Below are 24,212 nucleotides of genomic sequence, written 5' to 3' on the forward strand. Positions count from 1 at the left end.
CCACCATGTCCTCATGCGGTATGTCGTTACCGGCGGTACCGGGTTTATCGGTCGCCGCGTCGTGTCTCGTCTTCTTCAATCCCGGCCCGACGCGCAGGTGTGGGTGCTGGTGCGACGGCGGTCGCTGGGCCGCTTCGAACGGCTCGCGGCGGCGTGGGGTGATCAGTGGGGCGATCGGGTCAAACCGCTGGTCGCCGAGCTGCCGGAGCTGGACCTGAGCGACGAGGTCCTCGCCGAGCTGGGCGAGATCGACCACGTGGTGCACTGCGCGGCGATCTACGACATCACCGCCGGCGAGTCCGAGCAGCGCGCCGCCAATGTCGAGGGCACCCGCGCGGTGATCACCCTGGCGCAGCGCCTCGGCGCGACGATGCACCATGTCTCGTCGATCGCCGTGGCGGGTGACTTCCGCGGCGAATACACCGAGGACGACTTCGACGTCGGCCAGCGACTGCCGACGCCCTATCACCAGACCAAGTTCGAGGCCGAACTGCTGGTGCGTTCGACGCCCGGCCTGCGCCATCGCATCTACCGCCCGGCGGTGGTCGTGGGCGATTCGCGCACCGGCGAGATGGACAAGGTCGACGGGCCGTACTACTTCTTCGGCGTGCTGGCCAAGTTGGCCGTCCTGCCGTCGCTGACCCCCATCCTGCTGCCCGACACCGGCCGCACCAACATCGTCCCTGTCGACTACGTCGTCGACGCGCTGGTCGCGCTGGCGCACGCCGACGGTCGTGACGGGCAGACGTTCCACCTCACCGCCGAGAAGACGATCGGCCTGCGCGGCATCTACCGCGGCGTGGCCAAGGCGGCCGGGCTGCCGCCGCTGCGCGGGTCGCTGCCCCGCTCGGTGGCCGCCCCCGTCCTCAACGTGCGCGGCCGGGCCAGGGTGCTGCGCAACATGGCGGCCACCCAGCTGGGCATCCCCGCCGAGGTGTTCGACCTCGTCGACCTGCCGCCCACCTTCGTCAGCGAGAAGACCCGAAACGCCTTGCGGGACTACGGGATACGGGTTCCCGAGTTCTCCTCCTACGCGCCCAAGCTGTGGCGGTACTGGGCGGAACACCTCGATCCGGACCGCGCGCGCCGCGACGATCCGCGAGGACCGTTGCACGGCCGGCACGTCATCATCACCGGCGCCTCCAGCGGCATCGGCCGGGCCTCGGCGATCGCGATCGCCGAGCGCGGCGCCACCGTGTTCGCGCTGGCCCGCAACGGCGCCGCGCTGGATGAGCTGGTCGCCGAGATCCGCGCCAATGGCGGTGCCGCCCATGCCTTTACCTGTGACGTCACCGATTCCGCGTCGGTGGAGCACACCGTCAAAGACATCCTGGGGCGCTTCGACCACGTCGATTACCTGGTGAACAACGCCGGCCGCTCGATCCGCCGCTCGGTGGTCAACTCCACCGACCGGCTACACGACTACGAGCGGGTGATGGCGGTCAACTACTTCGGCGCGGTGCGAATGGTGCTGGCGCTGCTGCCGCATTGGCGCGAGCGGCGATTCGGCCATGTCGTCAACGTGTCGAGCGCCGGCGTGCAGGCACGCAACCCCAAATACAGCTCCTACCTGCCGACCAAGGCCGCGCTGGACGCGTTCTCCGACGTGGTCGGATCCGAGGTGCTGTCCGATCACATCACCTTCACCAACATCCACATGCCGCTGGTGCGCACCCCCATGATCGTGCCGTCGCACCGGCTCAACCCGGTCCGGGCGATCAGTCCCGAACGCGCGGCGGCGATGGTGGTGCGCGGGCTGGTGGACAAGCCCGCGCGCATCGACACCCCGCTGGGCACGCTCGCCGAGGCCGGAAATTACTTCGTCCCCAGGACTTCTCGGCGCATCCTGCACCAGCTCTATCTCGGCTATCCCGACTCGGCCGCGGCGCGCGGGCTGGCACCCGCCGCCCAAGCGCCGCCGCCGGCCGTGCGCCGCAAGCCCAACCGGCCCGTCCGCGCCGTCACCGGCGGCCTGCGCACGCCGCGGGGCGTCAAGCGGCTGGTGCGCCGGGTGCCCGGCGTGCACTGGTGATCACTTCTGCAACGTGAACTGGTTGACGTCGACGTAGCCCACCCGAAAGGCGTCGGCGCAGCCGGTCAGATATTTCATGTACCGCTCGTAGACTTCCTCGGACTGCACCGCGATGGCCTGCTCCTTGTGGGCTTGCAGCGCGGCGGCCCAGATGTCGAGGGTCTTCGCGTAGTGCGGCTGCAGCGACTGGATGCGGCTCACGGTGAAGCCGTTCGCGGTGGCGCGCTCCTGCACCATCGGTATCGACGGTAACCGCCCACCCGGAAAGATCTCGGTGACAATGAATTTGATGAACCGAGCGAATTCGAACGACAGCGGCATGCCGCGTTCGGCCATCTCGGTCGGGTGCAGACCGGTGATGGTGTGCAGCAGCATGACCCCGTCGTCGGGCAGCAGGTTATGCGCCATGGTGAAGAACGCGTCGTAGCGCTCGTGCCCGAAGTGCTCGAAGGCGCCGATGCTGACGATCCGGTCGACCGGCTCGTCGAACTCCTCCCAGCCCTGCAGCAGGATCCGGGCGGAACGGCGGCTCTTCGACTGCGCGATCAGCCGATCGACGTGCTCGGCTTGGTTGCGGCTCAGGGTGAGGCCGACAACGTTGACGTCGTATTTCTCCACGGCGCGCATCATGGTGGCGCCCCAGCCGCAGCCGACGTCGAGCAACGTCATGCCCGGCTGCAGCCCGAGTTTGCCGAGGGCGAGGTCGATCTTGGCGATCTGCGCTTCCTCCAGCGTCATGTCGTCGCGCTCGAAGTAGGCGCAGCTGTACGTCTGGGTCGGGTCGAGGAACAGCCGGAAGAAGTCGTCCGACAAGTCGTAGTGGGCCTGCACGTCGTCGAAGTGCGGCGTTAACTCAGTGCCCTCCGGGGGCTCCGACGTTGTGGGCATCAGCTCAGCCTAATAGCCGTGATGGCTATGTTGTAGACAATGAACGCTCCCGTTTTCGTCGACGTCGACACCGGCGTGGATGACGCGCTGGCCCTGATCTACCTGTTCGCCAGCCCGGACGCCGAGGTGATCGGCATCGCCTCGACCGGTGGAAACGTCGGCGTGGAGCAGGTTTGCGAAAACAATCTCGGCCTGCTGCGGCTGTGCGAGGTCACCGGCATACCGGTTTCGAGAGGCTCCGATGAAACCCTGACCGGACCGATGTGTTTGCCGTCAAAAGTCCACGGCCCCAGGGGATTAGGCTACGCCGAGCTGCCCCCGGGTGGGGACGGGCTCACCGACTACGACTCGGCGGACGCGTGGGTGCGGGCTGCGAAGGCCCACCCCGGGGAGCTGATCGGCGTGGCGACCGGCCCGTTGACCAATCTGGCGCTGGCGCTGCGCGCCGAACCCGCCCTGCCGTCGCTGCTGCGCCGGCTGGTGATCATGGGGGGTTCCTATGACCACCGGGGCAACACCACCGCGGTCGCGGAATGGAACATCAGCGTGGACCCGGAGGCCGCGGCCGAGGTGCTGGCGGCCTGGGGCAAGGAAACCGTTGGGCGCCAACGGCTTCCGATCCTGTGCGGGCTGGACTTGACCCGTAAGGTCGCGATGACACCGGAGCACCTGGCCCGGCTGGCGGCCACCGCCGGGTCGACGACCACGCCGCTGAGCGAACACGACGAACGCGCAACCCGGTCCACGGCGTCCAACCCCCTGATCAGGGTGATCGAGGACGCGACCCGGTTCTACCTGGAGGCCTACCACGACCTCGGCCACGGGTATCAAGCACACATGCACGATCCGGTCGCCGCCGCCATCGCGCTGGATCCGGGGCTCGTGACGACCCGGCCGGCGACGGTGGACATCGAACTGACCGGGACCCTGACCCGCGCCATGACGGTGACCGACTGGTCGGGTCGTCGAGAACCCAACGCGCTCATCGGGATTGACCTCAAGGGTGGGACCGCAGCGGCGTTCTTCGATCGGTTCATCGAGCGGGTGGGCCCCTTCGCGCGCCGGTTAGCCGATACCCCATGAAGTTTCGTGCCATCGAGCTGATCCGGGCGGGGTGGGGCGGCGTGCTGCTGGCCGCCCCCGCCGAGGTGCTGAGCCACATCCACGGGGTACGGGTCGACCGCAAGGCGATCGTCGTCACCCGGATCCTGGGCGCTCGCCATCTGGTCCAGGCGGCGTTGTCGGGGGTCGACCCCGGGCCGGAGGAGCTGGCGGCCGGGGTCTGGGTCGACACGGTGCACTCGGCGACCGCGCTCGGCCTGGCCCTCGTCGACCGGCGCCGGGCCCGCGGCGGGGTGACCGACGCCGTGGTCGCGGCGTCGTGGGCGGGCCTGGGGTGGCGCCACCTGCGCACCGGCCAGGCCAGGACCGGCGCTCTGCGCGGCCGCGACCGGCTGGCCCGCGCCGTTCTGCGGGCGTTGCCGGGCGGCCGCGCCCTGGTGGCGCAGGCGCAGGCGGTACGCGCCGATTAACGCCACGCCCTTGACGTCAGGGACAATGAGGGTTTGTGTTGGCATGATTTGGTGGGATGAGTGGGGCTCGGCGTCAATTCGTTAGCAGCTCTCATCAAATGAAAGGTTTCGGAAGTCATGGCGGAGCTGGTTACGGGGAAAACGCTGCCGAACGTGGTCGTCACGGGCATTGCCATGACGACCGCACTGGCGACCGACGCCGAGGCCACGTGGAAGCTGTTGCTGGACAGGCAAAGTGGTATCCGCAAACTCGAGGACTCGTTCGTCGAGGAGTTTGACCTGCCGGTGCGCATCGGCGGTCATCTGCTCGAGGATTTCGACGGCGGACTCACCCGCGCCGAACGCCACCGGATGGGCTACCTGCAGATGATGTCGACCGTCCTGGGCCGGCGGGTCTGGGAGAACGCCGGCTCGCCCGAGGTCGACAGCAACCGGCTGATGGTATCCGTCGGCACGGGTTTGGGCTCGGCGGAGCAAATCGTGTTCAGCTACGACGACCTGCGCGCCCGCGGGATGAAGGGTGTCTCCCCGCTGGCGGTGTCCAAGTACATGCCCAACGGGGCCGCCGCGGCGGTGGGCCTGGAGCGGCACGCCAAGGCCGGGGTCATCACCCCGGTGTCGGCGTGCGCGTCGGGTTCCGAGGGCGTCGCCCAGGCGTGGCGCAACATCGTCTTCGGGGAGGCCGACATCGCGATCTGCGGTGGCGTGGAGGTCAGGATCGAGGCCGTCGCGATCGCGGCGTTCGCGCAGATGCGGATCGTGATGTCCACGAAGAACGACGACCCCGTCGGCGCGTGCCGCCCGTTCGACCGCGACCGGACCGGCTTCGTGTTCGGCGAGGCCGGCGCGCTCATGGTGATCGAGACCGAGGAGCACGCCAAGGCCCGCGGGGCCAACATCTTGGCCCGCATCATGGGCGCCAGCATCACCTCCGACGGCTACCACATGGTGGCCCCCGACCCCAACGGCGAACGCGCCGGACACGCCATGACCCGCGCCATCCAGCTCGCCGGGCTGTCCCCCAGCGACATCCACCACGTCAACGCCCACGCCACCGGCACCTCGGTCGGCGACGTCGCCGAGGGCAGGGCCATCAACAACGCCCTGGGCCCCCACGGCGGCAACGCCGCCGTCTACGCCCCCAAGGCCGCCCTGGGCCACTCCGTGGGCGCCGTGGGCGCCGTCGAATCGATCCTGACCGTGCTCGCGCTGCGCGACCAGGTCGTTCCCCCGACGCTGAACCTGGAAAACCTCGACCCCGAGATCGACCTCGACGTGGTGGCCGGCAAACCCCGCCCCGGCAACTACGAGTACGCGATCAACAACTCGTTCGGATTCGGCGGACACAACGTGGCGACCGTCTTCGGACGCTACTGACGCGCGCATAGCGAAGCGCCGTCCGCGGCGGACCCGTGGGCGGCGCAACGCCTGGCCCCCAATACCTTTCGTCGGCCGCGCTGACCCCGCCCTTCGGGCGCCCGCTGGGGTGCGACGCGGCGCACCCGATAACCGCGACGACCCGCCCGTTTGACCTCCGCTGCGGAGGGTAAGCAACCGATCGTGGCCGCCTGCAACCGTTGCCACTGGCACACCCGTCGGTGGACGGTCGATGGCGTTGATCCGGTTGATCCACACAGCCGAAGGAATCGAACGGCGAGCTGGCCGCTGGCCGGACCGGAGGAGGGATCATGCCGAAAACCGCAGACTTCATCGTCGATCGCCTGCGCCAATGGGGCATCCACCGAATATTCGGCTATCCCGGCGACGGGATCCTGTCGATGCTCGGCGCGCTGGATCGGGCCGGCGGCGACCCGGAGCTGATCCAGCCCCGTCACGAGGAGATGGCCGCGTTCATGGCGACCGGGCACGCCAAGTTCACCGGCGAGATCGGTTGTTGCCTGGCCACGTCCGGCGGCGGCACGATCCACCTGCTCAACGGCCTCTATGACGCGAAGCTGGACCACCACCCCGTCGTCGCCATCATCGGTCAGCAGAAACGGATGTCGCTGGGCGCGGCGTTCCAGCAGGAGATCGACCCGCTGTCGCTGTACAAGGACGTCTCGTCGGACTTCGTACAGATCTGCATGGCGCCCGAGCAGGCGCGGCAACTCGTCGACCGGGCGTGCAAGGTGGCGCTGAACAACCGCACGGTGGCGACGATCATCCTGCCCGAGGATGTGGGCGAGTCCGAGGCGGTCCCCTCGCCGCCCCGGATGCACGGCGCGGTCTACACCAGCGTCGGCTGGACCAAGCCCAGGGTGATTCCGCCGCAATCCGAGCTGGAGAAGGCGGCGCAGATCCTCAACGAGGGCAAGAAGGTGGCGATGGTCGTCGGGCAGGGCGCCGCCGAGGCCGTCGACGAAGTCATCCAGGCCGCCGAACTACTCGGCGCCGGCGTGGCCAAGACCTCGCTGGGACGCGCCGTGCTGGCCGACGACCTGCCGTACGTCACCGGACCGATCGGGCTGCTGGGTTCGACCGCCAGCCACGCCATGATGTCCGACGCCGACACCCTGTTCTTCGTCGGCACCAGCTTCCCCTACGCCGAATGGCTGCCCGAGGAAGGCCAGTGCCGCGGGGTCGAGATCAACCTCGACGGCCGGATGATCGGGACCAGGTACCCGATGGAGGCCAACCTGGTCGGGGACTCCAAAAACACGCTGCGCGAACTGGTTCCGCTGCTGCAGCGCAAGGACGACAGGTCATGGCGAGACCGGATCGAAAAGGAGGTCTCCGAGTGGTGGGCGGTGCTCGACAAGCGGGCGCACGACAAGGCCGATCCGCTCAACCCCGAGCTGGTGGCCCACGAGCTGTCAAAACGACTGCCCGACAACGCCATCCTGACCACCGACGCCGGTTCGGTCGCCAACTGGTGGGCCCGGCACCTCAAGATGCGCCCGGGCATGGCGGCGTCGCTGGCCGGAAACCTGGCGACCATGGGGCCGGGGACGCCGTATGCGATCGCCGCCAAGTTCGCGCATCCGGGCCGTCCGGTGATCGCGCTGGTCGGCGACGGAGTGTTCCAGATGAACGGGCTGGCCGAGATGATCACCGTCAAGCGCTACAAGGATCGGCTCTCCGACGGACCGCTGATCTTCTGCGTCTTCAACAACGAAGACCTCAACCAGGTGACCTGGGAGCAGCGCGCGATGGGTGGCGAGCCGAAATTCGAAGGCTCGCAATATATTCCGGATGTTCCCTACGCCGAGTTCGCCAAGCTGCTCGGGCTGACCGGCATCCGCTGCGACGATCCGAAAAAGATCGGCGAGGCCTGGGACCAGGCGCTGGCGGCCAGCGGTCCGGTGGTGCTGGAGGTGATCGTCGACAAGGACATCCCGCCGGTCCCGCCGCACATCAAGAAGATGATGGCGAAGAAGACCGCCAAGGCCGTCGTCAAGGATCCCGACCGGGTGAGCATCGCCAAGAAGGGCGCCAAGCAGAAGATGCACGAGTTCACCGAATCCATCAAGAGCGTCGGCGGTAGGGGCGACAACGAATGAGCCTGCTCAAGGCCGATCAGTCGCGGACCATCCCGGCCCGCCCCGATACGCGCTTCGTCGCCGGGATGGCCACCGTCGACAAGGTCAACGTCACCGGCCTGGAAAAACAGCTGCGCCGCCACGTCAGCGGCGAAGTGCGGTTCGACACGGCCACATTGGCGATGTACGCCAACGACGCGTCGAACTTCCGGCAGGTTCCGATCGGGGTCGTGGTTCCCAAGACGATCGAGGACGTGGTGCAGACGGTTCGGGCCTGCCACGCCTACCACGCCCCGGTGCTGTGCCGTGGCGGCGGCACAAGCCTGTCCGGGGAAACCGTCAATGTGGCGGTGGTGATCGACTTTTCGAAGTACCTCACCGACATCATCGACATCGACGCGCCACGCCGGCTGGCCACCGTGCAGACCGGGGTGATCAACGAACAGCTCAACAAGGCCACCGGCGAGCACGGCCTGGTGTTCGGCCCCGACCCCTCGTCGCATTCGCGGTGCACCCTGGGCGGCAACATCGGCAACAACTCCTGCGGGGTGCATTCGGTCCAATCGCGCTTCTACGGACCGGGACCCCGCACCTCCGACAACACCCACGCGCTCGACATCGTCACCTACGACGGCGCCCGGTTCACCGTCGGCGTCAACGAGGAGAAGGACCTCGACGCCATCATCGCCGCCGGCGGCCGCAAGGGCGAAATCTATGCCGCGCTACGGGATTTGCGTAACGAGTACGCCGACGACATCCGCAAGGGGTACGCCGACGTCGAAGAGGTGCCCCGGCGGGTGTCCGGCTACAACCTCGACGAGCTGCTGCCCGAGCGGGGGTTCAACGTCGCCCGCGCCCTGGTCGGCACCGAAAGCACCTGCGCGGTGGCCCTGACCGCGACGGTGATGCTCACCCCGGCCATGCTGCACCGCACGGTGGTGGTGGTGGAGTTCGACTCCCTCGGCGCGGCGGGCGACCTCGCGCCGGAGATGATGGAGTGGAAGCCGATCGGGCTCGAGGCCGTCGACCACATGCTCGTGCACGACCAGGAACTCACCGGAACCAATGCCGCCGGCCGGGCCGCGTTGCCGCGCCCGGACTCCCACGGCGCCTGGCTGATGATCCAGTTCGGCTCCGACGAGCCGCACGAATCACTCGATCGGGCAGAGGAATTCGTTCGCTGGCTGAAGAAGAAGAAGCACGTCGAGGACGACCGCATCGTGCTGGCCCGCAGCAAGCAGGACGGCGGGAACAGCGCCGAGCTGTGGGCGATCCGCGAAGCGGGGCTGGGCTCGACGGCGTTCCCGGTGGACAGCGGCAATCACTGGCCGGGGTGGGAGGACTCCGCGGTCCCCTGGCGGCGGGTCGGTGACTACGTGCGTGACCTGCAGCAGCTCTACGCCAAACACAACCTGCGCGGCGCCATGTACGGCCACCTCGGGGAGGGCTGCATCCACTCGCGGGTCGGGTTCGACCTGCGTCACAAGGACGGTCTTGTCAACTACCGCAACTTCATGGAGGAGGCCGGTGACCTGGTCGCGTCCTACGGCGGGTCGATGTCCGGCGAGCACGGCGACGGCCAGCAGCGCGCCGAGTTGCTGCACAAGCAGTACGGTCCGCGGCTGATGGAGGCCATGCGCAAGTTCAAGCTGATCTGGGATCCCGAGTGGAAGATGAACCCCGGCAAGGTGATCGACCCGTACCGGTTCGACGAAAACCTCAAGCTGGGCACGGATTACAATCCCCCGCGGCCGCAGGTGAAGTTCGCCTACGCCGAGGACCACGGCGACTTCTCGCATGCCGCGTTGCGCTGCGTCGGGGTCGGCAAGTGCCGGGTGCCCGAGGCGCAGGACACCATGTGCCCGAGCTACCAGGTGACCAGGGAGGAGAAACACTCCACGCGGGGCCGGGCGCGGCTGCTGTTCGAGATGCTGCGCGGCGAGGTGATCACCGATGGCTGGCAGTCGGACGAGGTCGCCGACGCGCTGGACCTGTGCCTGGCCTGCAAGGGCTGCACCAGCGACTGCCCGGTCGAGGTGGACATCCCCACCTACAAGGCGGAATTCCTCTACCACCATTTCCGGTCGCTGCGCCGCTGGCGGCCGCGGTATGCGTACGCGTTCGGGTTCATCGACCGGGCCGCGCGGTTGGCCAGTGCCATCCCCGAGGTGGCGAACTTCGCCACCCAGACGCCAGTGCTCTCCCGAATCGCCAAGGCGGTGGGCGGAATCGACCGCCGGCGGCCGCTGCCCACCTTCGCGCCGATGACGCTGCAACAGTGGTTCTCAAAGCGCCCCGTCGTCAACCCCACGGGGCCGCGGGTGATCCTGTTCCCCGACACCTTCAACAACCGCCTGCACACCGACGTCGGGGTGGCCTGCGTGGAGGCGATCGAGGCGGCCGGCTGGCGCGTCGTCATGCCCACCGGCCACATTTGTTGCGGCCGCCCCCTGTATGACTACGGCTTTCTCGACGTCGCCGAACACTATCTACACGATGTGTTACGCCAGCTGCGCAGCGAAATACGCGCCGGCACACCGATCGTCGGCATGGAGCCGAGCTGCCTGGCCGTCTTCAAGGACGAACTCAAGAAGCTGCTGCCGCACGACGACGACGCGGACCGCTTGGCGCGCAACAGCTATCACTTCGCACAGTTCTTCACCGAGTTCGACCTCGGGCCGCCCAAGGTGTCCTCCAACGGGTCGGCCGCCCGGGCGCTGCTGTGGGGCCACTGCCACCAGCGGGCCACCGGCGGTGTCGACGCAGACCAGCAGGTGCTGCAGAAGATGGGCATCGACGTGCAGCCGGTCTCCGGCGGCTGCTGCGGGCTGGCCGGCTCGTGGGGATTCGAGCAGGGCAAGTACCAACTCTCGCTGGACTGCGGCGAACAGGCGCTGCTGCCGACGATCCGACAGAACTCAGATGCCCTGGTCGTGGCCAACGGATTCTCCTGCCAGACGCAGATCCGCGACTCCGGGACGGCGAACGCGCTGCACCTGGGCCAGATCATGGCCATGGCGAACACCTCGGCCGACATCGGTTCCACGTCGCCGCCGGCCCGGCCCGAGCCCGACTCACGAACGCGCGCCACCCGGATCGCCGTGCCGGTGGCCGCGGCGAGTGCGGCCGCGCTGGCCGGTGCGGCCGTGGCGCGACAGCTCTGGACGACGCGGGGCGCGAGGGGCGCTTAGGGACCGGCACGGGGGCTTAAGCCGTTTGGTGCACGGGGTGCGGGGTACTGGACCGACTATGGCCTTCGCCGACTATCAAAAAGAGCTGTACGACCAGTCGCTGCACGGAAACCAGCCGCAGTACCCGATCAGGTTCGAGGACCTGGAGAAAAAGGCGGCGGCGGCGATGCCACCGAAGGTGCTGCAGTACGTCGCGGGCGGCGCCGGTGACGAGCACACCCAGCGCGCCAACTGCGCGGCCTTCAAACGGTGGGGGCTGTACCCGCGGATGGGGATCGCCCCCGAGGAGCGCGACATGTCCGTCGAGCTGTTCGGCATGAGGTTTCCGTCTCCGATCTTCATGGCGCCCATCGGCGTCATCGGGGTGTGCGACCCGGATGGCCACGGGGACATGCTCTGCGCCCGGGCCTCGATCCGCACCGGCGTCCCGTTCTTCGTGGGCACGCTCACCTCCGACCCGATGGAAGATATCGCCGCCGAACTGGGCGATACCCCGGCGTTCTTCCAGCTGTACACGCCGCCGGACCGCAAGATGGCCACCAGCCTGGTGCACCGCGCCGAGGCGGCCGGCTTCAAGGCCATCGCGGTCACCCTGGACACCTGGGTCACCGGCTGGCGGCCCCGCGACCTCAGCGGGGGAAACTACCCCCAGGTGCCCAGCGGGTGCCTGGCCAACTACACCAGCGATCCCGTTTTTCGCTCCCGCTTGAGCCGGGACGAAGACGCCACCGAGGCGGCGGTGCGCAAGCTGCCCATTTTCGGCGGCCCGTTCCGGTGGGACGACCTGGAGTGGCTGCGGGCGGAGACCGACCTGCCGCTGATGGTCAAGGGCATCTGCCACCCCGACGACGTTCGCCGCGCCAAAGACATTGGCGTAGACGGCATTTACTGCTCCAACCACGGCGGCCGGCAAGCCAACGGGGGGCTGCCCTGCCTGGATTGCCTGCCCGACGTGCTCGAGGCGGCCGACGGGCTGCCCGTGCTGTTCGACTCGGGCGTGCGCAGCGGGGCCGACATCATCAAGGCGCTCGCGCTGGGGGCGACCGCCGTCGGGATCGGCCGCCCCTACGCCTACGGGCTGGCCCTCGGGGGCGTCGAGGGCATCGTGCACGTGCTGCGCTCACTGCTGGCCGAAGCGGACCTGATCATGGCCGTCGACGGATATCCCTCGCTCAAGGACCTGACCCCGGAGGCGCTGCGGCCCACCTACTCGTAGCTGCCCTCGAGGTACCAGCGCCGCTGGCGATAGCACAACAGCAACGCACGCTCGCTTTCCAGCAGGATCTGGGCGCGGGCGGTGCGACCCGACCCTTGACCGGCCGCACCGCCCGCGGGCCGGTCGTCCCACCACCGCTCGTCGACCGGCCAGGGGCCGGCCCACCAGCACAGCCGCTCGTCTCGGCCCTGGCTGATCATGCGGGCGGGGTCGGCGGAGAACAGCCCGCGGTTGGTCACCCGTATCGGGTTTCCTTGGGCGTCAAGCAATTCCACCGGATCGTCCAGCAGTACCGCCGGTGACGGCTCGGGCAGCCGGCCGGGCCACGGCAGATCGGGATCGGCCCGCGGCACCGGCTCGTCGCCCAGCGGGATCAGCGTGATGCGCTCGGCCGGCCCGCGACCACCGGACAGCACCGGCACTCGCACCGCCTCCGGGCCGAGCAACCCCTGCACCCGCACCAGCGCCCGGCGGGCCCGCAGCCTGTCCTCCTCCCCCAGCCCACCCCAGAGCGGCAACTGCAGCGCCTCGGCGGATACCACCTCCACCGCCTGCAGTCGCAACAGCGTCACCGCGGCGGTGGGCCGTGGATCGCGCGCGGTGCGATTGCTCAGCCACCCGTCGAGCTGCCAGCGCACCCGGTCGGCGGTGGCGTCCTCGGTCAACGGCTCGGCGCACCGCCACACCCGATGGCGTTCTTCGCCGTTGGCGGTGACGGCGTGAATGGCCAGCCGGGTGCATCCCACGCCGGCGGCCATCAGCGCCTGATGCAGCGTTCCGGCCAGCGAGCGCCCGGCGAACGCCGCGGCGTCGACCCGGTCGATCGGCGGATCGCAGTCCAGCACGGCCTCGAGCTCGGCCGGCGGCTCCCGCCCGGAGGGCGGCCGTTCGGGCTCGCCGCGGGCCAATCGGTGCGCGGTCACCCCGTCGGCGCCGAACCGGGAGGCCACGTCGCTGCGCGACAGCGCGGCGAACTGCCCGATGGTGCGAATCCCCATCCGCCACAACAGGTCCGTCAGCTCTTCCCGGCCCGGACCGGACAGGCTCGGCTCGGTGGCGAGTTGGCGGATGGACAGCACCGACAAAAACCTCGCGTCGCCTCCCGGCTCGACGACACGGCCCGCCCGCGCCGCGAAGACCGCGGTGGACAACTGGTCGGCGATCCCGACCTGACACTCGGCGCCGGCGGCGGCCACGGCATCGATCAGTCGTTCGGCGACGACGGTCTCGGACCCGAAATAGCGGGCCGCCCCGCGCACCGGCAACACCAGGAGCCCGGGCCGCAGCACCTCGGCGCGGGGCACCAGATCGTCCACCGCCGCGATCACCGCTTCGAAGAAGCGGGCGTCGCGGTCCGCGTCGGCGGTGGTGACATGCAGCTGCGGGCACCGGGCCGCCGCCTCCCGGCGTCGCAGCCCCCGGCGCACCCCCACCGCGCGGGCGGCCGACGAACAGGCGACCACCCGGTTGGCCAGCGTGACCGCGACCGGGACGGTCGCGGACAGATCCGCGGCCGCCGCCGCCGCGACCGCGGGCCAATCCATGCACCAGATCGCCAAAACCCTTGAACCAGAGGGGGTTACCACCGGAGTTCACCCCGCTCGCGCTTGGGTCATCACCCGTCGTCCCGCACACATCCCGCTGACCTGCAGCCGCACCCCGCTGATCCGCCCGAATCCGGGGGCGGGCGTTCCCCAGTGCGGGGTGATCTCATAGCCACAGACCCGGGCCGCCAGCCGCGTCGGCGCGCCCTGCCAATCGCCTCCGGTGACCAGCAGGGTGCAGCCCTTGCTGCGGGCCCGCGCCACCACCGCCCGCGCCCGCGTCGGCGGCACCCGGCGCCCGCCCAGCCCGAGGACCACCAGATCCATGCCGTCGACGAGCACCGCGGCCACCTCGACCGGATCGGTTCCGGGATCCGGTATCACCGCGAGCCGGCTCAGGTCCGCCCCCATCTCCGCGGCGGCCAGCAGCCCGATGTCCGGTTGGCCGACGATCGCGGCGTTGCCACCGGCCGCCGTGACCGCGGCGACCATGCTCAACAACAGCGACCGGGCACCCGAGAGCACCGCCACCGTTCCCCGCGGCAGTGGCGCCGGCAGCAGGTCCGCCAGCCACTGCGGCAGCGCCAGCTGGGACTCCGAGTCAAGCAGATCGTCGGGGACGGTCGGCCCGGCCTTTTTCGAGGAGATGCTCGCCATCCGCCGTCGAAGCGATTCGAGCTGCTCAGCGCGGGTTTCTTCGCGGTGGCTGGAGGCAAAAGCCGCGGTCATGACCTGCCTCCTTCACCGAGTGTTCGAAAGTATGTTCGAAGTAAACACCGGCCCTCTGACAACCGTCAAGCAACGTGAGGGGCTGCTTTATGCGCTCGGTGCCGGTGTGGCTGATGGTGTTTTTGGGCGTGATTTTTTCGCCGGCAGCGTCCCACTCCGTCGACGTTGACCATGTCAATGGGACGGCCGCCGGCGGCCCCGGCGGCGGCCGGCGTCGCCCCACGTCTCGTCCCACAAGTCCCATCGGCCACACCAGACCCTGGCGGAGGGCGCACCGCGTGTGCCCACCTCCGAGCGACAACACGTTTCCGCTGGTCATGGGCCCACCCGAGATTGTCGCTCGGAGGTGGGCACAACGCCTGTCCGCCCGCGCAGCGACTCCTGTGGCGCCCGTTACCCATGTTGTGCGGCGCCGCTCCGCGGCCAGAGTTCTTCGCTTCCGACACCAGCTGTTCGAGCTGCACGCCGACGAGACGATCGCCCACAACGGCAGGCGGCGGCTCAGCCCAGCACACGCACCGGCACGTTGTTCCAGCCGATGACGTTGGTCATGGCAACCCGGCGCAGCCCCTCCCGCACGATCGCGTAGCGCGGCATGTGATCCAGCAGCTTGTTCAGCGCGACGGCGCTCTCCATTCGGGCCAGCGCGGCGCCCAGGCAGCTGTGCACCCCGTAGCCCAACCCCAGGTTCTGCGCCTGGCTGCGGTCCCGGTTGATGTCGAAGATATCCGCGTCGGTGAACGCCCGCTCGTCCCTGTTGGCCGAACCCACACAGAGCAGGACGGGGTTTCCGGCGGGAATCGTAGTGCCATGCAACTCAACGTCTTTCATGGTGTACCGCACCAGGTACTGTGCGGGCGCCTCCCACCGCAGCAACTCCTCGACCGCGGCGGGAATCCGGCTGCGGTCGTCGAGCAACATCTGCCATTGATCTGGGTGCTCGGCGAAAGTGACCACCGCGTTGCCCACCAACTTGGTGACCGTCTCGGCACCCGCCCCGCCCAACATCGAAGCGAAGCCGGCGATCTCGACGTCGTCGAGTTTGGTTGCCACACCGTCGCGCTCGACTTCGGCGGCGATCAGATCGCTGATCATGTCGTCCTGCGGATTGGCGTGCCGTTCTTGGATGATGTTGTAGTAGATCAGTCCGGTCTCGATGCCGGCCCGAACGCCCTCTTCGGGCGTCGCGACGTTGCCGTACTCCCGCTCCAGCGTCTTGTCCAGGAGAAGGCGGACCTTCTGGCGGAGCTCGGCGGGAACGCCGAGCAGCCGGGTGATCACTTCCACGGGAAACAACGCCGAAAAGTCCTGCACAACATCGAATTCGACGGGATCGGCCGCGGCGAGAAATCGTTCGATCTGTTCGACGACCAGCCGTCGCTGGCGTTCGATGGCGCGCGGCGTGAACACCTTGTTCACCAGGTTGCGCATCCGGCGGTGCTGGGGCGGGTCCATCATGATGATCAGGGGCGGCACGGGATTACCGGACTGCACCATCTCGAGATCGACCCCGCGCGAGGACGAGAATGTTTCGAAGTCTTTGATGGCCGCCGCGACATCGGCGTGACGGGTCAGCGCATAGAAGTCGTAATGTTCGTTGTAATAGACGGGCTCCTCGTCGCGCAGGCGCCGGTAGGTGGCATAGGGGGCGTTGAAGAAGTCGTTCGAAAACGGGTCAAAGACAACTTTCGAGGCGGTCAACGCGTCCCCCTGGATCCACCGCCGGGCAGACCGGCCGCGGCGCGAATCTCACGGCGGGCCACCGCCGGGTCGGTGTCCGGGAATACATAGTGGCTCAACGCGATTCGCGCGATCGCCCCGGCCAGGTTGCGGCTGTTGACCGCGGTGTCGAAGCCGTCCTCGCGAGCGCATTTCTCCAAGACGGGCAGCAGCCCTTCGATGATCATGGGTAACGCACGGGCCATCTGTTGATGGGCGAAGCCGGGCTCCAAGTCGAGCTGACGCCCGGGTGGCTGCTCCTCTACGAACGTCGCCACGACGTCGATCGCGGCTTCCAGTCGCGCGACTCCGGTCACCCCGATCATCGCCCTTTCCATTGCGGTGCTGAAGCGCCGGTACTCCTGCTTTCCCAGCGCGTCGATGAGATCCTCTTTGCAGTCGAAGTAGCGGTAGATCGTCGGCCGCGACACCCCCGCCAGCGCCGCCACGTCCGACAACGACAATTTCCGGGCGCCCGTCCGCAACACGAGCCGTCGCGCGGCGTCGAGTATCCGATCGCCCAGATCGCCGTGCTCGGAACCGGATCGGCGCGTTTCGGCTGTCGACGCTTTCATGCGGCCACCGGATCGAGCCGGCCGAGTTCGCGCAGCCAGGGGATCAGCAGGCGCAGCCCGTCGTCGAAGGACATCGGGTCGTAGCCCAGCCGCCTGGTGGTCAGGTTGTCGTCGGCTCTGGGCTTGCGAACGTCCTTGGCCGCGGCCTCGGCGATGGCCATCAAGGTCGGTCCGAACTCTGCCGTCAACGCTTGCGGATCCGACCGATAATCGAGATCTTCGACGCGGTGCTCGATTTCGGCGATCTCGCAGGCCCGGTTGATGCCCGCGGCGGTGCTGACGGTGTCCTGTGGCTGGCCGATCAACAGATAGCGCTCACCGGCCACCCCACGGTCCAACGCCGCGATCGAGCCCTTCGCGACGTCCCTGCCCGCCACCCACGTCACGGGAAACGCGAGATAGCGCTTGATCTTTCCGCGCATGCCGGCCAACAGCACCCGGTTGAAGCTGGTCCGGTGCAGGGCCCGCTCCACCACCGGCGCCGGCCCGAAGATCGCGCCGGGGTGACAGGTCAGCACGTCCTCGCCGGCGGCGGCACGTTGGTGCGCCTCGAGGAACGCGGCGAGTTTGGTGACCGTATAGGGGTCGTCGGGCGGGTGCTGCAGAACGGGAGCCTCTTCGAAGTCGAGGTCCGTGCTCAAATCGATGAACGTGGCCGTGCTCAGGGCGACGACCCGACGCATGCCATGGCTTTTCGCCGCGTCGAGCACGTTGGTGGTGCCGATCATGTTGACCGCTTTGAAATCCTCGAGGTCCTGACTGGCCCCGCCCAGCAGCGCCGCGCAGTGGATCGCCGCCTCGGCGCCCTTGGCCGCGCGAAGCACGTCGTCGGCGTTGCTGATATCGCCCTTGACCAATTCGACGCCGATGGCGGCCAGCGCCGCGGCCTCGTCCGGGTTGCGAACCAGCGCGCGGACGTGGTCCCCGCGCTCGATCAGCTGTTCGCAGACGTTGCCGCCGGTCTGGCCGGTGGCACCGGTGACGAAGATGGTGTTGCCCATGGCGGCGCCCCTTCCCCTGACTACATATACAACAGATCAAGTAAAAATCGTAACGCTTGACTTGCTATTACTCTATGATTAGTCCATGGCGCTCGATCCGGCAAGCATCCTTTTGACCGACCGTGTCGCCGTCGTCACCGGCGGCGGCGCGGGCATCGGTCGCGGCATCGCCGTCGGATTGAAGAAATTTGGCGCGAAGGTGGCGATCTGGGAGCGCAACCCCGAATCGTGCGCGGCGGCCGCGGCCGAGATCGGCGCGCTCGGCATCCCCGCCGACGTCCGCGACAGCGCCGCGGTCGACGCAGCACTGGCGCAGACCACGGCCGAACTCGGTCCGGTCACGATCTTGGTCAACAATGCCGGTGGCGTCTTCTGGTCCCCGATCCTCGACACCAGCGAGAACGGCTGGGACGCGCTGTACAAATCCAACCTGCGCCACGTCTACCTGTGCACCCAGCGGGTCGCGCGCGGCCTTGTTGAGCGGGGCCTGGCGGGCAGCATCATCAGCGTCACCTCGATCGAAGGCGTCCGCGCCGCACCGGGTTACGCCACCTATGCGGCGGCCAAGGCCGGGGTAATCAACTACACCAAAACCGCGGCCCTCGAACTCGCACCGCACGGGATCCGGGTCAACGGCCTGGCCCCCGACATCACCTTGACCGAAGGGATCATGCACGTGGCGCCCCCGGGCTCCGAAGAGCGGTTCGGGCTCACGGTCCCGATGGGACGTGCGGGCCTGGTCGACGAGATGGCCGGTGCGGCAGTGTTTCTCGCGTCCGACATGTCCAGTTACATCACCGGCCAGACGATCCATGTCGACGGCGGCACCCACGCCGCCGGTGGCTGGTACCACCACCCCGAGACCGGCGCCTACGCCCTGGGGCCCACCAACAGCTAGGACGAACCCATGCCACGCATCGCGCCGGTCCCGATGGATCGATTGAGCACGGCTTCGCGGCGCATCGTGGAGGCGGGCGTGGCAGACGGCCGCTACGCCACACCGGTGCCCTTGCAGATATTCGCTTACCGCAGTGCGCAATTGGCCCAGGTGGATATGGCTAGAACACACCTGGGGGCGGACACGCTGCTGGGTGGCCGGATATTGGAACTGCTGCGCATACGCAGCGCCCAGCTGGGCGAGTGCGAGCCGTGCAGCCAATCACGCAAGCACGAGTCGATCACCGAGGACGACGTGGCGTGCCTGCTGGCACCACAGCACGACTCGTTGACGCCGCAGGAACGACTGGCCGTGGAATTCCTGGACCGCCTGTCGGGCGACCATCATTCGATCGACGACGAGTTCTATCGGCGATTGGGCGAGCATTTCACCGCCGCCCAGATCGTCGAACTCGGCTTCACCTGCGCCTCGACGATGGGGCTGCACCGCTTTCTGCACACGCTCGACGTGTACGGCGAATCGATCCCGGTCATCGACTACTCCCCTGACCAGGTCGATGCTGCCCATCCGCAAGGGCAGCGCTGATCGCTTCGGGCGTCAACCCCAGGCCGCCGAGGCAGAAACGCTGCACGCGATCCCGGATCTGGTCGGGGTCCCGGCTCGCCGTCGCCCAGTGCCGTTCGACATTGGACCACACCACGCCCTGGATGGAGAGCGCCTCAACATCGGGATCGATCTCGGGAAACATGCCCAGATCCCTTCCGCGCGCGAGTTCTTGGACAAGCGGGTGCAGTATTTCGCGGTACGCGGGAGCAACGATTTCGGGGGCGGCGAACATCTGGCGTTGCGCCTCGATCGACATCTGGCGTAGGTCCGCCCGGATCTGCTGATTGAAGGCGAGGTCGAGTCGGCCGGCGATCCACGCCAACACCGCACGAACCGGATCGACTCCCGACATGCGTTGCTGCAGCCGCGCGACCTCACCGCGGGCCATCTCCAGGAACACCGCCGCAACCAGCTGATCCTTGGAGTCGAAGTGGCGGTAGAACGCCCGGGTGCTCAGCTGCGTCCTGCTGAGCAGCGCAGCGACCGACAGCGCCTGGACCCCTTCGGTCCGAACGACTTCGGCGGCGGCGGACACGATCGCGGCGTGTACCTGCGGATCGGGTTCGAGTTTCTGGCGCCCGCCGGTCCGGTCAGGCCGAAGCATCGTAGGTGGCCATGTAGTCGCTGAACGCTTCGTGCACGCGTTCCGGCGTCAACCCGTAGTCAGCCAGGTCGTAGGTGTGGGTGCCGCGGTGACCGGGTTTGTGTTCGTCCGCCCACTGGCGAACCTTGGCCCGCGCCGAGTCGGTGAACGTCAGACCGAGCTTTTCGTAGCTGTCGGCCACGGTCGCGACCGGGTCGGTTTGCAGGGCGGCAAACGACACGTCGACAAACCGGTCGTCACCGAACTTCCTGCGGAATTCCATGGCCCGCCGCATGCCTTCGGCCCACCATGCCAGCTGCTCGGCGCCGAGCTCTTCGGGATCTTTTCGGTCGCTGCTCCAGCTGCGGACGTGGGCGATGAGGCTGCACACCGACCCCAGCACCCTGGCCGGATCACGGTGGCTCCACAGGAATTTCGCATTCGGATACGCGTCGACGAACGCGTCGAGGGCGAACATGTGCACCGGGGTCCGCAGGTGCCACAGGTTCGGCTTGCAATGCCACTGCAGCAATTTGAGCACATCCTTGTGGAAGGCGTACGTCTCGCGCATGTCGCTTCCCAGCAACCACTCCACGTAGCGGGGAACGCGCACCACGCCGTCGAAGTGGAAGGTGCGAAAACTCATCCCCATCAGGTCCTGGCATTCGGTCGCGGCCTCGGGCTCGTTACTGTTCATGGCCCGGAAGTCGGGAAACATCTGCTCGATCATCGCGATGCCCTCGGCGGCCTGCGCGATCCGCGGGTCGCTGCGCTGCGTGGCCGCCTCGGGCGGCGGGGTGGGCGCCTGAGATTCCCACACCCGCAGCGACCTGAATTGTGGGTCGGCAGAAACCAATTGGCTCAGGGCGGTCGTGCCCGTGCGCGGCAGACCGAGGACGACGACCGGGCCCTCGACCACCTCGTCGGCGATCTCGGGGTGCTGCTTGTAGGTTTCCACGATCTTCAGCCGCTGGATGAGGGCGTTGCTGATGGTGGCGTGCTGCATGACGCGGCCGAGGTCGTTGAGTTCGGCTTCGGTGTTCAGGGCGTCGACGGTGCGCTCGAGGCCCTCGCGGTAGTAGGACGAGCCGAAGTCGTCGAGCCCGGTGGCCGCCCGCGCGCCGTCTTCGAGTGCGTCAGCGGAAAAGCTCATCGGTAGAACCTTTGGTGTACGGCGCGGCGGCGGGCGTCGATGACGTGCGCGCGTTCGGCGGACGTGGTCATCGTGGTGTCGGCCGGGAGCGCCGCCACGACGTCGTCGACCTTCACGATGCGCGTGTCCGGCACCGGCGCGGTTTTCGTTCGGACGCAACGCAAGAGCATCGCACCGTTGCTGTGGCCGGCGGTGTCGAGCCAGTTCGCCACTCCGGGATCCGTCGCGGAAATGACGGCGCGGAAGACCCCGTCGGGGTCGATGACCGCCTGATGTCCGTTGAGGCTGGACTGATGGCGGCCGTAGTGGATCGTCTCCAACCACGGGTTACCCAGCGAGATGCTCCAGTAGACCCCGTCGGGGGGTTGCACCTCCAGGATGAGCGCCTCGTCGGGCTCGAGCTCGAATCGCCCGACGACGGGCCGGTTTTCGGCTGCCGCTCCCATCTCCGTCATGTCCATTGGGGGAATGAATCCGTTGGCGGGCGGCATCGCACCGAAGTCGAGGAAGAACTTCAGGTTGTCGTGGACGAAGTCCCCCAGCGCGTAAAGCTGTTGGGCGACCGAGGTATCCAGCTCGACCGAACGGACTTCGGGTACCACTTCGTCGCCGACGCGCTCGATGCGCAGCGACGCGGGAACCTCGGTGTCCCAGTCGTAGAAGAAGTTCCGTACGGTCAGCGTCGGATGCTCCCCGGCCAGGAGCAACCAATTGCCTTCGTGCTCGTCGGCCGAGAGGATCGCCTCGAAGCGCCCGTCCGTGTCGACGTCGAGGTCGTCGACGAGGCAATTGGCGGTGGCCGCGATTCCGTCCATGGTTTGCAACCCGACGTAGCGGGCCGTCCCCCGGTTGCCGAAGAGCCGATAGGTCTCGCCCGCGCGCAGGCTCGCGTTCAGGTACACGCAGTCGGGGCATTCCAGGCCCCAGGTGACGACGTCGTCCATGCTGGCGCGATTGACGGCGAGCACCGGGTCGGGATCGGCGCGCAGCGCCATGTCCGTGCCGACCGCCAGGAGCACCATCAGGTGCCGCATCCCCGACGCATGGTCGAGGCGGTTCTTGTTGACCGGTGTGCTCCGGACGAGTTGTTCGGCCGCGTTCAGTCGCTCCTGCAGGTGCCCCCACGCCTGGGCGAGGTCGGCCGCCGGGCCCTCCCCCGGTGACAGCGCCGCCTCCGCGATCGAGTGCGGCAGCCAGGCCATCGGGTTCTTCCAGGCTGGTTGTGCCTGTTCACGGGTTTGCTCGGCCACGTTGTCCTCCAGCCGGCGTCGGCGCCACGACCAATTGAAAATGTTGTTTTCAATTGAGCCATGAGTACCACCCGGATGCGGGGACTGTCAATGGGGCGGCGCCGCGAGCCAGGCGCGTTACGGCCGGGCGGCTACTCCCACTCGATGGTGCCCGGCGGCTTGCTCGTGATGTCCAGCACCACGCGGTTGACCTCGGCCACCTCGTTGGTGATGCGGGTCGAGATGCGTTCCAGCACCTCGTAGGGGACCCGGGTCCAGTCGGCGGTCATGGCATCCTCACTGGTCACCGGCCGCAACACGATCGGGTGCCCGTAGGTGCGGTTGTCACCCTGCACGCCGACCGAACGCACGTCACCGAGCAGCACCACGGGGCACTGCCAGATCAGGGTGTCCAGGCCGGCGGCGGTCAGCTCCTCGCGCGCGATCGAGTCCGCCCGCCGCAGCGTGTCCAGCCGCTCCGCGGTGACCTCGCCGACGATCCGGATGCCCAGGCCGGGTCCCGGGAACGGTTGGCGCGCAACGATTTCCTCCGGCAAGCCCAGCTCGCGCCCGACCGCGCGCACCTCGTCCTTGAACAGCAGCCGCAGCGGCTCGACGAGTGTGAACGTCAGGTCGCCGGGCAGGCCGCCGACGTTGTGGTGGCTCTTGATGTTCGCGGTGCCGCTGCCGCCACCGGACTCCACCACGTCGGGATACAGCGTGCCCTGGACCAGGAACTCGACGCCGGAGCCGTCGGAAGCGTTGTCCCCCACGATGTCTCGCACCGCGCCCTCGAACGCCCGGATGAACTGGCGGCCGATGATCTTGCGCTTGCCTTCGGGATTCGTCACGCCGGCGAGCGCGTCGAGGAAGGTGTCGGCCGCGTCGACGGTCACCAGGTTGGCGCCGGTGGCGGCGACGAAATCGCGTTGCACCTGCGCGCGCTCGCCCTCGCGCAGCAGCCCGTGGTCGACGAAGACACAGGTCAGCCGGTCACCGATGGCGCGCTGCACCAGCGCGGCGGCCACCGCGGAATCCACGCCGCCGGACAGCCCGCAAATCGCATGGCCATCGCCGATCTGGGCGCGCACCTGCTCGACCAGCGCCTCGGCGATGTTGGCGGCCGTCCAGTCCGCGCCGAGCCCGGCGAAGTCGTGCAGGAAGCGGCTGAGCACCTGCTGCCCGTGCGGGCTGTGCATCACCTCCGGGTGGTACTGCACGCCGGCCAGCCGACGAGCCCGGTTCTCGAACCCGGCGACCGCCGCGCCCGCGCTGCTGGCCACCACCTCGAACCCGTCCGGCGCGGCGGTGACCGCGTCGCCGTGGCTCATCCACACCGGCTGGACGCTCGGTAAGCCCGAATGCAGTTCGCCGCCAAGGACTTTCAGCTCGGTCCGGCCGTATTCGCTGGTGCCGGTGTGGGCGACGGTCCCGCCCAGCGACTGGGCCATGGCCTGAAACCCGTAACAGATGCCGAACACCGGCACCCCGAGGTCGAACAGCGCCGGGTCGATCTGGGGCGCGCCGTCGGCGTAGACACTGGACGGCCCACCGGAGAGCACCAGCGCCACTGGGTCGCGGGCCTTGATGTCCTCGGCCGTGGCGGTGTGCGGAATGACCTCGGAGAAAACCCGCGCCTCGCGGACCCGGCGGGCAATCAACTGCGCGTACTGCGCCCCGAAGTCCACGACGAGCACCGGACGAGCGGTCGCTCCGGACGCGCCCGCCGCCTCGGTTGCCTCGATTTCCCTGGATTCGGCCACGCAGGCGAGTCTAATGGCCGCCTGCGCCGGCGCCGCCCGAGAGGCCCACGGCGAAAACGCGGTGCGTAACGCGC

19 protein-coding genes are annotated in these 24,212 nt (G+C 68.3%); 9 read left to right on the plus strand and 10 right to left on the minus strand.

Annotated features, from left to right (window positions below; genetic code table 11):
• Positions 1–13: 13 nt before the first annotated feature.
• A complete protein-coding gene (locus K883_RS04195) occupies positions 14–2,032 on the plus strand; it encodes an SDR family oxidoreductase (protein ID WP_008260087.1) in 2,019 nt (672 codons plus the stop codon).
• On the opposite strand, the gene cmaA1 is transcribed toward K883_RS04195, so the two are convergent.
• Positions 2,033–2,920, minus strand: a complete 888-nt coding sequence (cmaA1, locus tag K883_RS04200; RefSeq protein ID WP_014712303.1) for a cyclopropane mycolic acid synthase CmaA1 — start codon at positions 2,918–2,920, stop codon at positions 2,033–2,035.
• A gap of 39 nt (positions 2,921–2,959) precedes the next feature.
• Here cmaA1 and K883_RS04205 point away from each other — a divergent pair, with 39 nt between their 5' ends.
• The 6 genes from K883_RS04205 to K883_RS04230 all read left to right on the plus strand — a co-directional run bounded on the left by K883_RS04205 (position 2,960) and on the right by K883_RS04230 (position 12,338).
• Positions 2,960–4,003 carry a nucleoside hydrolase gene (locus K883_RS04205; RefSeq protein ID WP_008260091.1) on the plus strand — a complete coding sequence of 348 codons (1,044 nt, stop codon included), beginning with the start codon at positions 2,960–2,962 and terminating at the stop codon, positions 4,001–4,003.
• Positions 4,000–4,452 carry a hypothetical protein gene (locus K883_RS04210; protein ID WP_008260093.1) on the plus strand — a complete coding sequence of 151 codons (453 nt, stop codon included), beginning with the start codon at positions 4,000–4,002 and terminating at the stop codon, positions 4,450–4,452. The genes K883_RS04205 and K883_RS04210 overlap by 4 nt, the downstream gene beginning before the upstream one ends.
• 117 nt (positions 4,453–4,569) lie before the next feature.
• Positions 4,570–5,829 carry a 3-oxoacyl-ACP synthase KasB gene (kasB, locus tag K883_RS04215; RefSeq protein ID WP_008260105.1) on the plus strand — a complete coding sequence of 420 codons (1,260 nt, stop codon included), beginning with the start codon at positions 4,570–4,572 and terminating at the stop codon, positions 5,827–5,829.
• Positions 5,830–6,140: 311 nt separating this feature from the next.
• Positions 6,141–7,952: a thiamine pyrophosphate-requiring protein gene (locus K883_RS04220; RefSeq protein WP_036453772.1), complete on the plus strand. Its 1,812-nt coding sequence runs from the start codon at positions 6,141–6,143 to the stop codon at positions 7,950–7,952.
• Positions 7,949–11,122, plus strand: a complete 3,174-nt coding sequence (locus K883_RS04225) for an FAD-binding and (Fe-S)-binding domain-containing protein (protein ID WP_036453773.1) — start codon at positions 7,949–7,951, stop codon at positions 11,120–11,122. Before K883_RS04220 ends, K883_RS04225 begins: the two co-directional genes overlap by 4 nt.
• 58 nt (positions 11,123–11,180) lie before the next feature.
• Entirely contained in the window at positions 11,181–12,338 is a 1,158-nt protein-coding gene (locus K883_RS04230) for an alpha-hydroxy-acid oxidizing protein (protein WP_036453775.1), read from the plus strand.
• On the opposite strand, the gene K883_RS04235 is transcribed toward K883_RS04230, so the two are convergent.
• From K883_RS04235 to K883_RS04255, 5 genes are all read right to left on the minus strand, one after another.
• Positions 12,329–13,882 (minus strand): DNA polymerase Y family protein, encoded by a 1,554-nt coding sequence (locus K883_RS04235; protein ID WP_008260110.1) that lies wholly within the window; start codon positions 13,880–13,882, stop codon positions 12,329–12,331. The genes K883_RS04230 and K883_RS04235 overlap by 10 nt on opposite strands.
• Positions 13,883–13,930: 48 nt before the next feature.
• Positions 13,931–14,611: a hypothetical protein gene (locus K883_RS04240; RefSeq protein WP_008260111.1), complete on the minus strand. Its 681-nt coding sequence runs from the start codon at positions 14,609–14,611 to the stop codon at positions 13,931–13,933.
• Between the two features lie 501 nt (positions 14,612–15,112).
• A complete protein-coding gene (locus tag K883_RS04245; RefSeq protein WP_036453777.1) occupies positions 15,113–16,312 on the minus strand; it encodes a cytochrome P450 in 1,200 nt (399 codons plus the stop codon).
• The gene (locus K883_RS04250; RefSeq protein WP_008260113.1) at positions 16,309–16,905 is read right to left on the minus strand and encodes a TetR/AcrR family transcriptional regulator; all 597 of its coding nucleotides are present in this window, start codon (positions 16,903–16,905) and stop codon (positions 16,309–16,311) included. Before K883_RS04250 ends, K883_RS04245 begins: the two co-directional genes overlap by 4 nt.
• Positions 16,902–17,906 carry an NAD-dependent epimerase/dehydratase family protein gene (locus K883_RS04255; RefSeq protein ID WP_008260115.1) on the minus strand — a complete coding sequence of 335 codons (1,005 nt, stop codon included), beginning with the start codon at positions 17,904–17,906 and terminating at the stop codon, positions 16,902–16,904. Before K883_RS04255 ends, K883_RS04250 begins: the two co-directional genes overlap by 4 nt.
• 85 nt (positions 17,907–17,991) lie before the next feature.
• On the opposite strand from K883_RS04255, the gene K883_RS04260 reads away from it, so the two are divergent.
• Together K883_RS04260 and K883_RS04265 are read left to right on the plus strand one after the other, a co-directional pair.
• Entirely contained in the window at positions 17,992–18,804 is an 813-nt protein-coding gene (locus K883_RS04260) for an SDR family NAD(P)-dependent oxidoreductase (protein WP_008260117.1), read from the plus strand.
• Between the two features lie 9 nt (positions 18,805–18,813).
• Positions 18,814–19,389 carry a carboxymuconolactone decarboxylase family protein gene (locus K883_RS04265; RefSeq protein ID WP_008260118.1) on the plus strand — a complete coding sequence of 192 codons (576 nt, stop codon included), beginning with the start codon at positions 18,814–18,816 and terminating at the stop codon, positions 19,387–19,389.
• Here the strand turns inward: K883_RS04265 and K883_RS04270 are convergent.
• The 4 genes from K883_RS04270 to guaA form a co-directional block, all read right to left on the minus strand.
• Complete coding sequence (locus K883_RS04270; protein ID WP_036453778.1) at positions 19,334–20,014, minus strand: TetR/AcrR family transcriptional regulator; 681 nt, start codon at positions 20,012–20,014, stop codon at positions 19,334–19,336. The genes K883_RS04265 and K883_RS04270 overlap by 56 nt on opposite strands.
• The gene (locus K883_RS04275) at positions 20,001–21,146 is read right to left on the minus strand and encodes a sulfotransferase family protein (RefSeq protein ID WP_036453780.1); all 1,146 of its coding nucleotides are present in this window, start codon (positions 21,144–21,146) and stop codon (positions 20,001–20,003) included. The genes K883_RS04270 and K883_RS04275 overlap by 14 nt, the downstream gene beginning before the upstream one ends.
• Positions 21,143–22,348: a DUF1214 domain-containing protein gene (locus tag K883_RS04280; protein WP_036455264.1), complete on the minus strand. Its 1,206-nt coding sequence runs from the start codon at positions 22,346–22,348 to the stop codon at positions 21,143–21,145. Before K883_RS04280 ends, K883_RS04275 begins: the two co-directional genes overlap by 4 nt.
• Before the next feature lie 179 nt (positions 22,349–22,527).
• Entirely contained in the window at positions 22,528–24,120 is a 1,593-nt protein-coding gene (gene guaA / locus K883_RS04285; RefSeq protein WP_085976519.1) for a glutamine-hydrolyzing GMP synthase, read from the minus strand.
• Between the last annotated feature and the right edge of the window lie 92 nt (positions 24,121–24,212).

The sequence above is a fragment of the Mycobacterium sp. TKK-01-0059 genome (assembly GCF_000709305.1).
Classification (GTDB): Bacteria; Actinomycetota; Actinomycetes; order Mycobacteriales; family Mycobacteriaceae; genus Mycobacterium; species Mycobacterium intracellulare.

Coding starts and splice junctions, on each gene's coding strand:
- K883_RS04195 (WP_008260087.1), top strand. CDS start 14: ATGCGGTATGTCGTTACCGGCGGTACCGGGTTTATCGGTCGCCGCGTC.
- cmaA1 (WP_014712303.1), bottom strand. CDS start 2,920: ATGCCCACAACGTCGGAGCCCCCGGAGGGCACTGAGTTAACGCCGCAC.
- K883_RS04205 (WP_008260091.1), top strand. CDS start 2,960: ATGAACGCTCCCGTTTTCGTCGACGTCGACACCGGCGTGGATGACGCG.
- K883_RS04210 (WP_008260093.1), top strand. CDS start 4,000: ATGAAGTTTCGTGCCATCGAGCTGATCCGGGCGGGGTGGGGCGGCGTG.
- kasB (WP_008260105.1), top strand. CDS start 4,570: ATGGCGGAGCTGGTTACGGGGAAAACGCTGCCGAACGTGGTCGTCACG.
- K883_RS04220 (WP_036453772.1), top strand. CDS start 6,141: ATGCCGAAAACCGCAGACTTCATCGTCGATCGCCTGCGCCAATGGGGC.
- K883_RS04225 (WP_036453773.1), top strand. CDS start 7,949: ATGAGCCTGCTCAAGGCCGATCAGTCGCGGACCATCCCGGCCCGCCCC.
- K883_RS04230 (WP_036453775.1), top strand. CDS start 11,181: ATGGCCTTCGCCGACTATCAAAAAGAGCTGTACGACCAGTCGCTGCAC.
- K883_RS04235 (WP_008260110.1), bottom strand. CDS start 13,882: ATGGATTGGCCCGCGGTCGCGGCGGCGGCGGCCGCGGATCTGTCCGCG.
- K883_RS04240 (WP_008260111.1), bottom strand. CDS start 14,611: ATGACCGCGGCTTTTGCCTCCAGCCACCGCGAAGAAACCCGCGCTGAG.
- K883_RS04250 (WP_008260113.1), bottom strand. CDS start 16,905: ATGAAAGCGTCGACAGCCGAAACGCGCCGATCCGGTTCCGAGCACGGC.
- K883_RS04255 (WP_008260115.1), bottom strand. CDS start 17,906: ATGGGCAACACCATCTTCGTCACCGGTGCCACCGGCCAGACCGGCGGC.
- K883_RS04260 (WP_008260117.1), top strand. CDS start 17,992: ATGGCGCTCGATCCGGCAAGCATCCTTTTGACCGACCGTGTCGCCGTC.
- K883_RS04265 (WP_008260118.1), top strand. CDS start 18,814: ATGCCACGCATCGCGCCGGTCCCGATGGATCGATTGAGCACGGCTTCG.
- K883_RS04270 (WP_036453778.1), bottom strand. CDS start 20,014: ATGCTTCGGCCTGACCGGACCGGCGGGCGCCAGAAACTCGAACCCGAT.
- K883_RS04275 (WP_036453780.1), bottom strand. CDS start 21,146: ATGAGCTTTTCCGCTGACGCACTCGAAGACGGCGCGCGGGCGGCCACC.
- K883_RS04280 (WP_036455264.1), bottom strand. CDS start 22,348: ATGGCCTGGCTGCCGCACTCGATCGCGGAGGCGGCGCTGTCACCGGGG.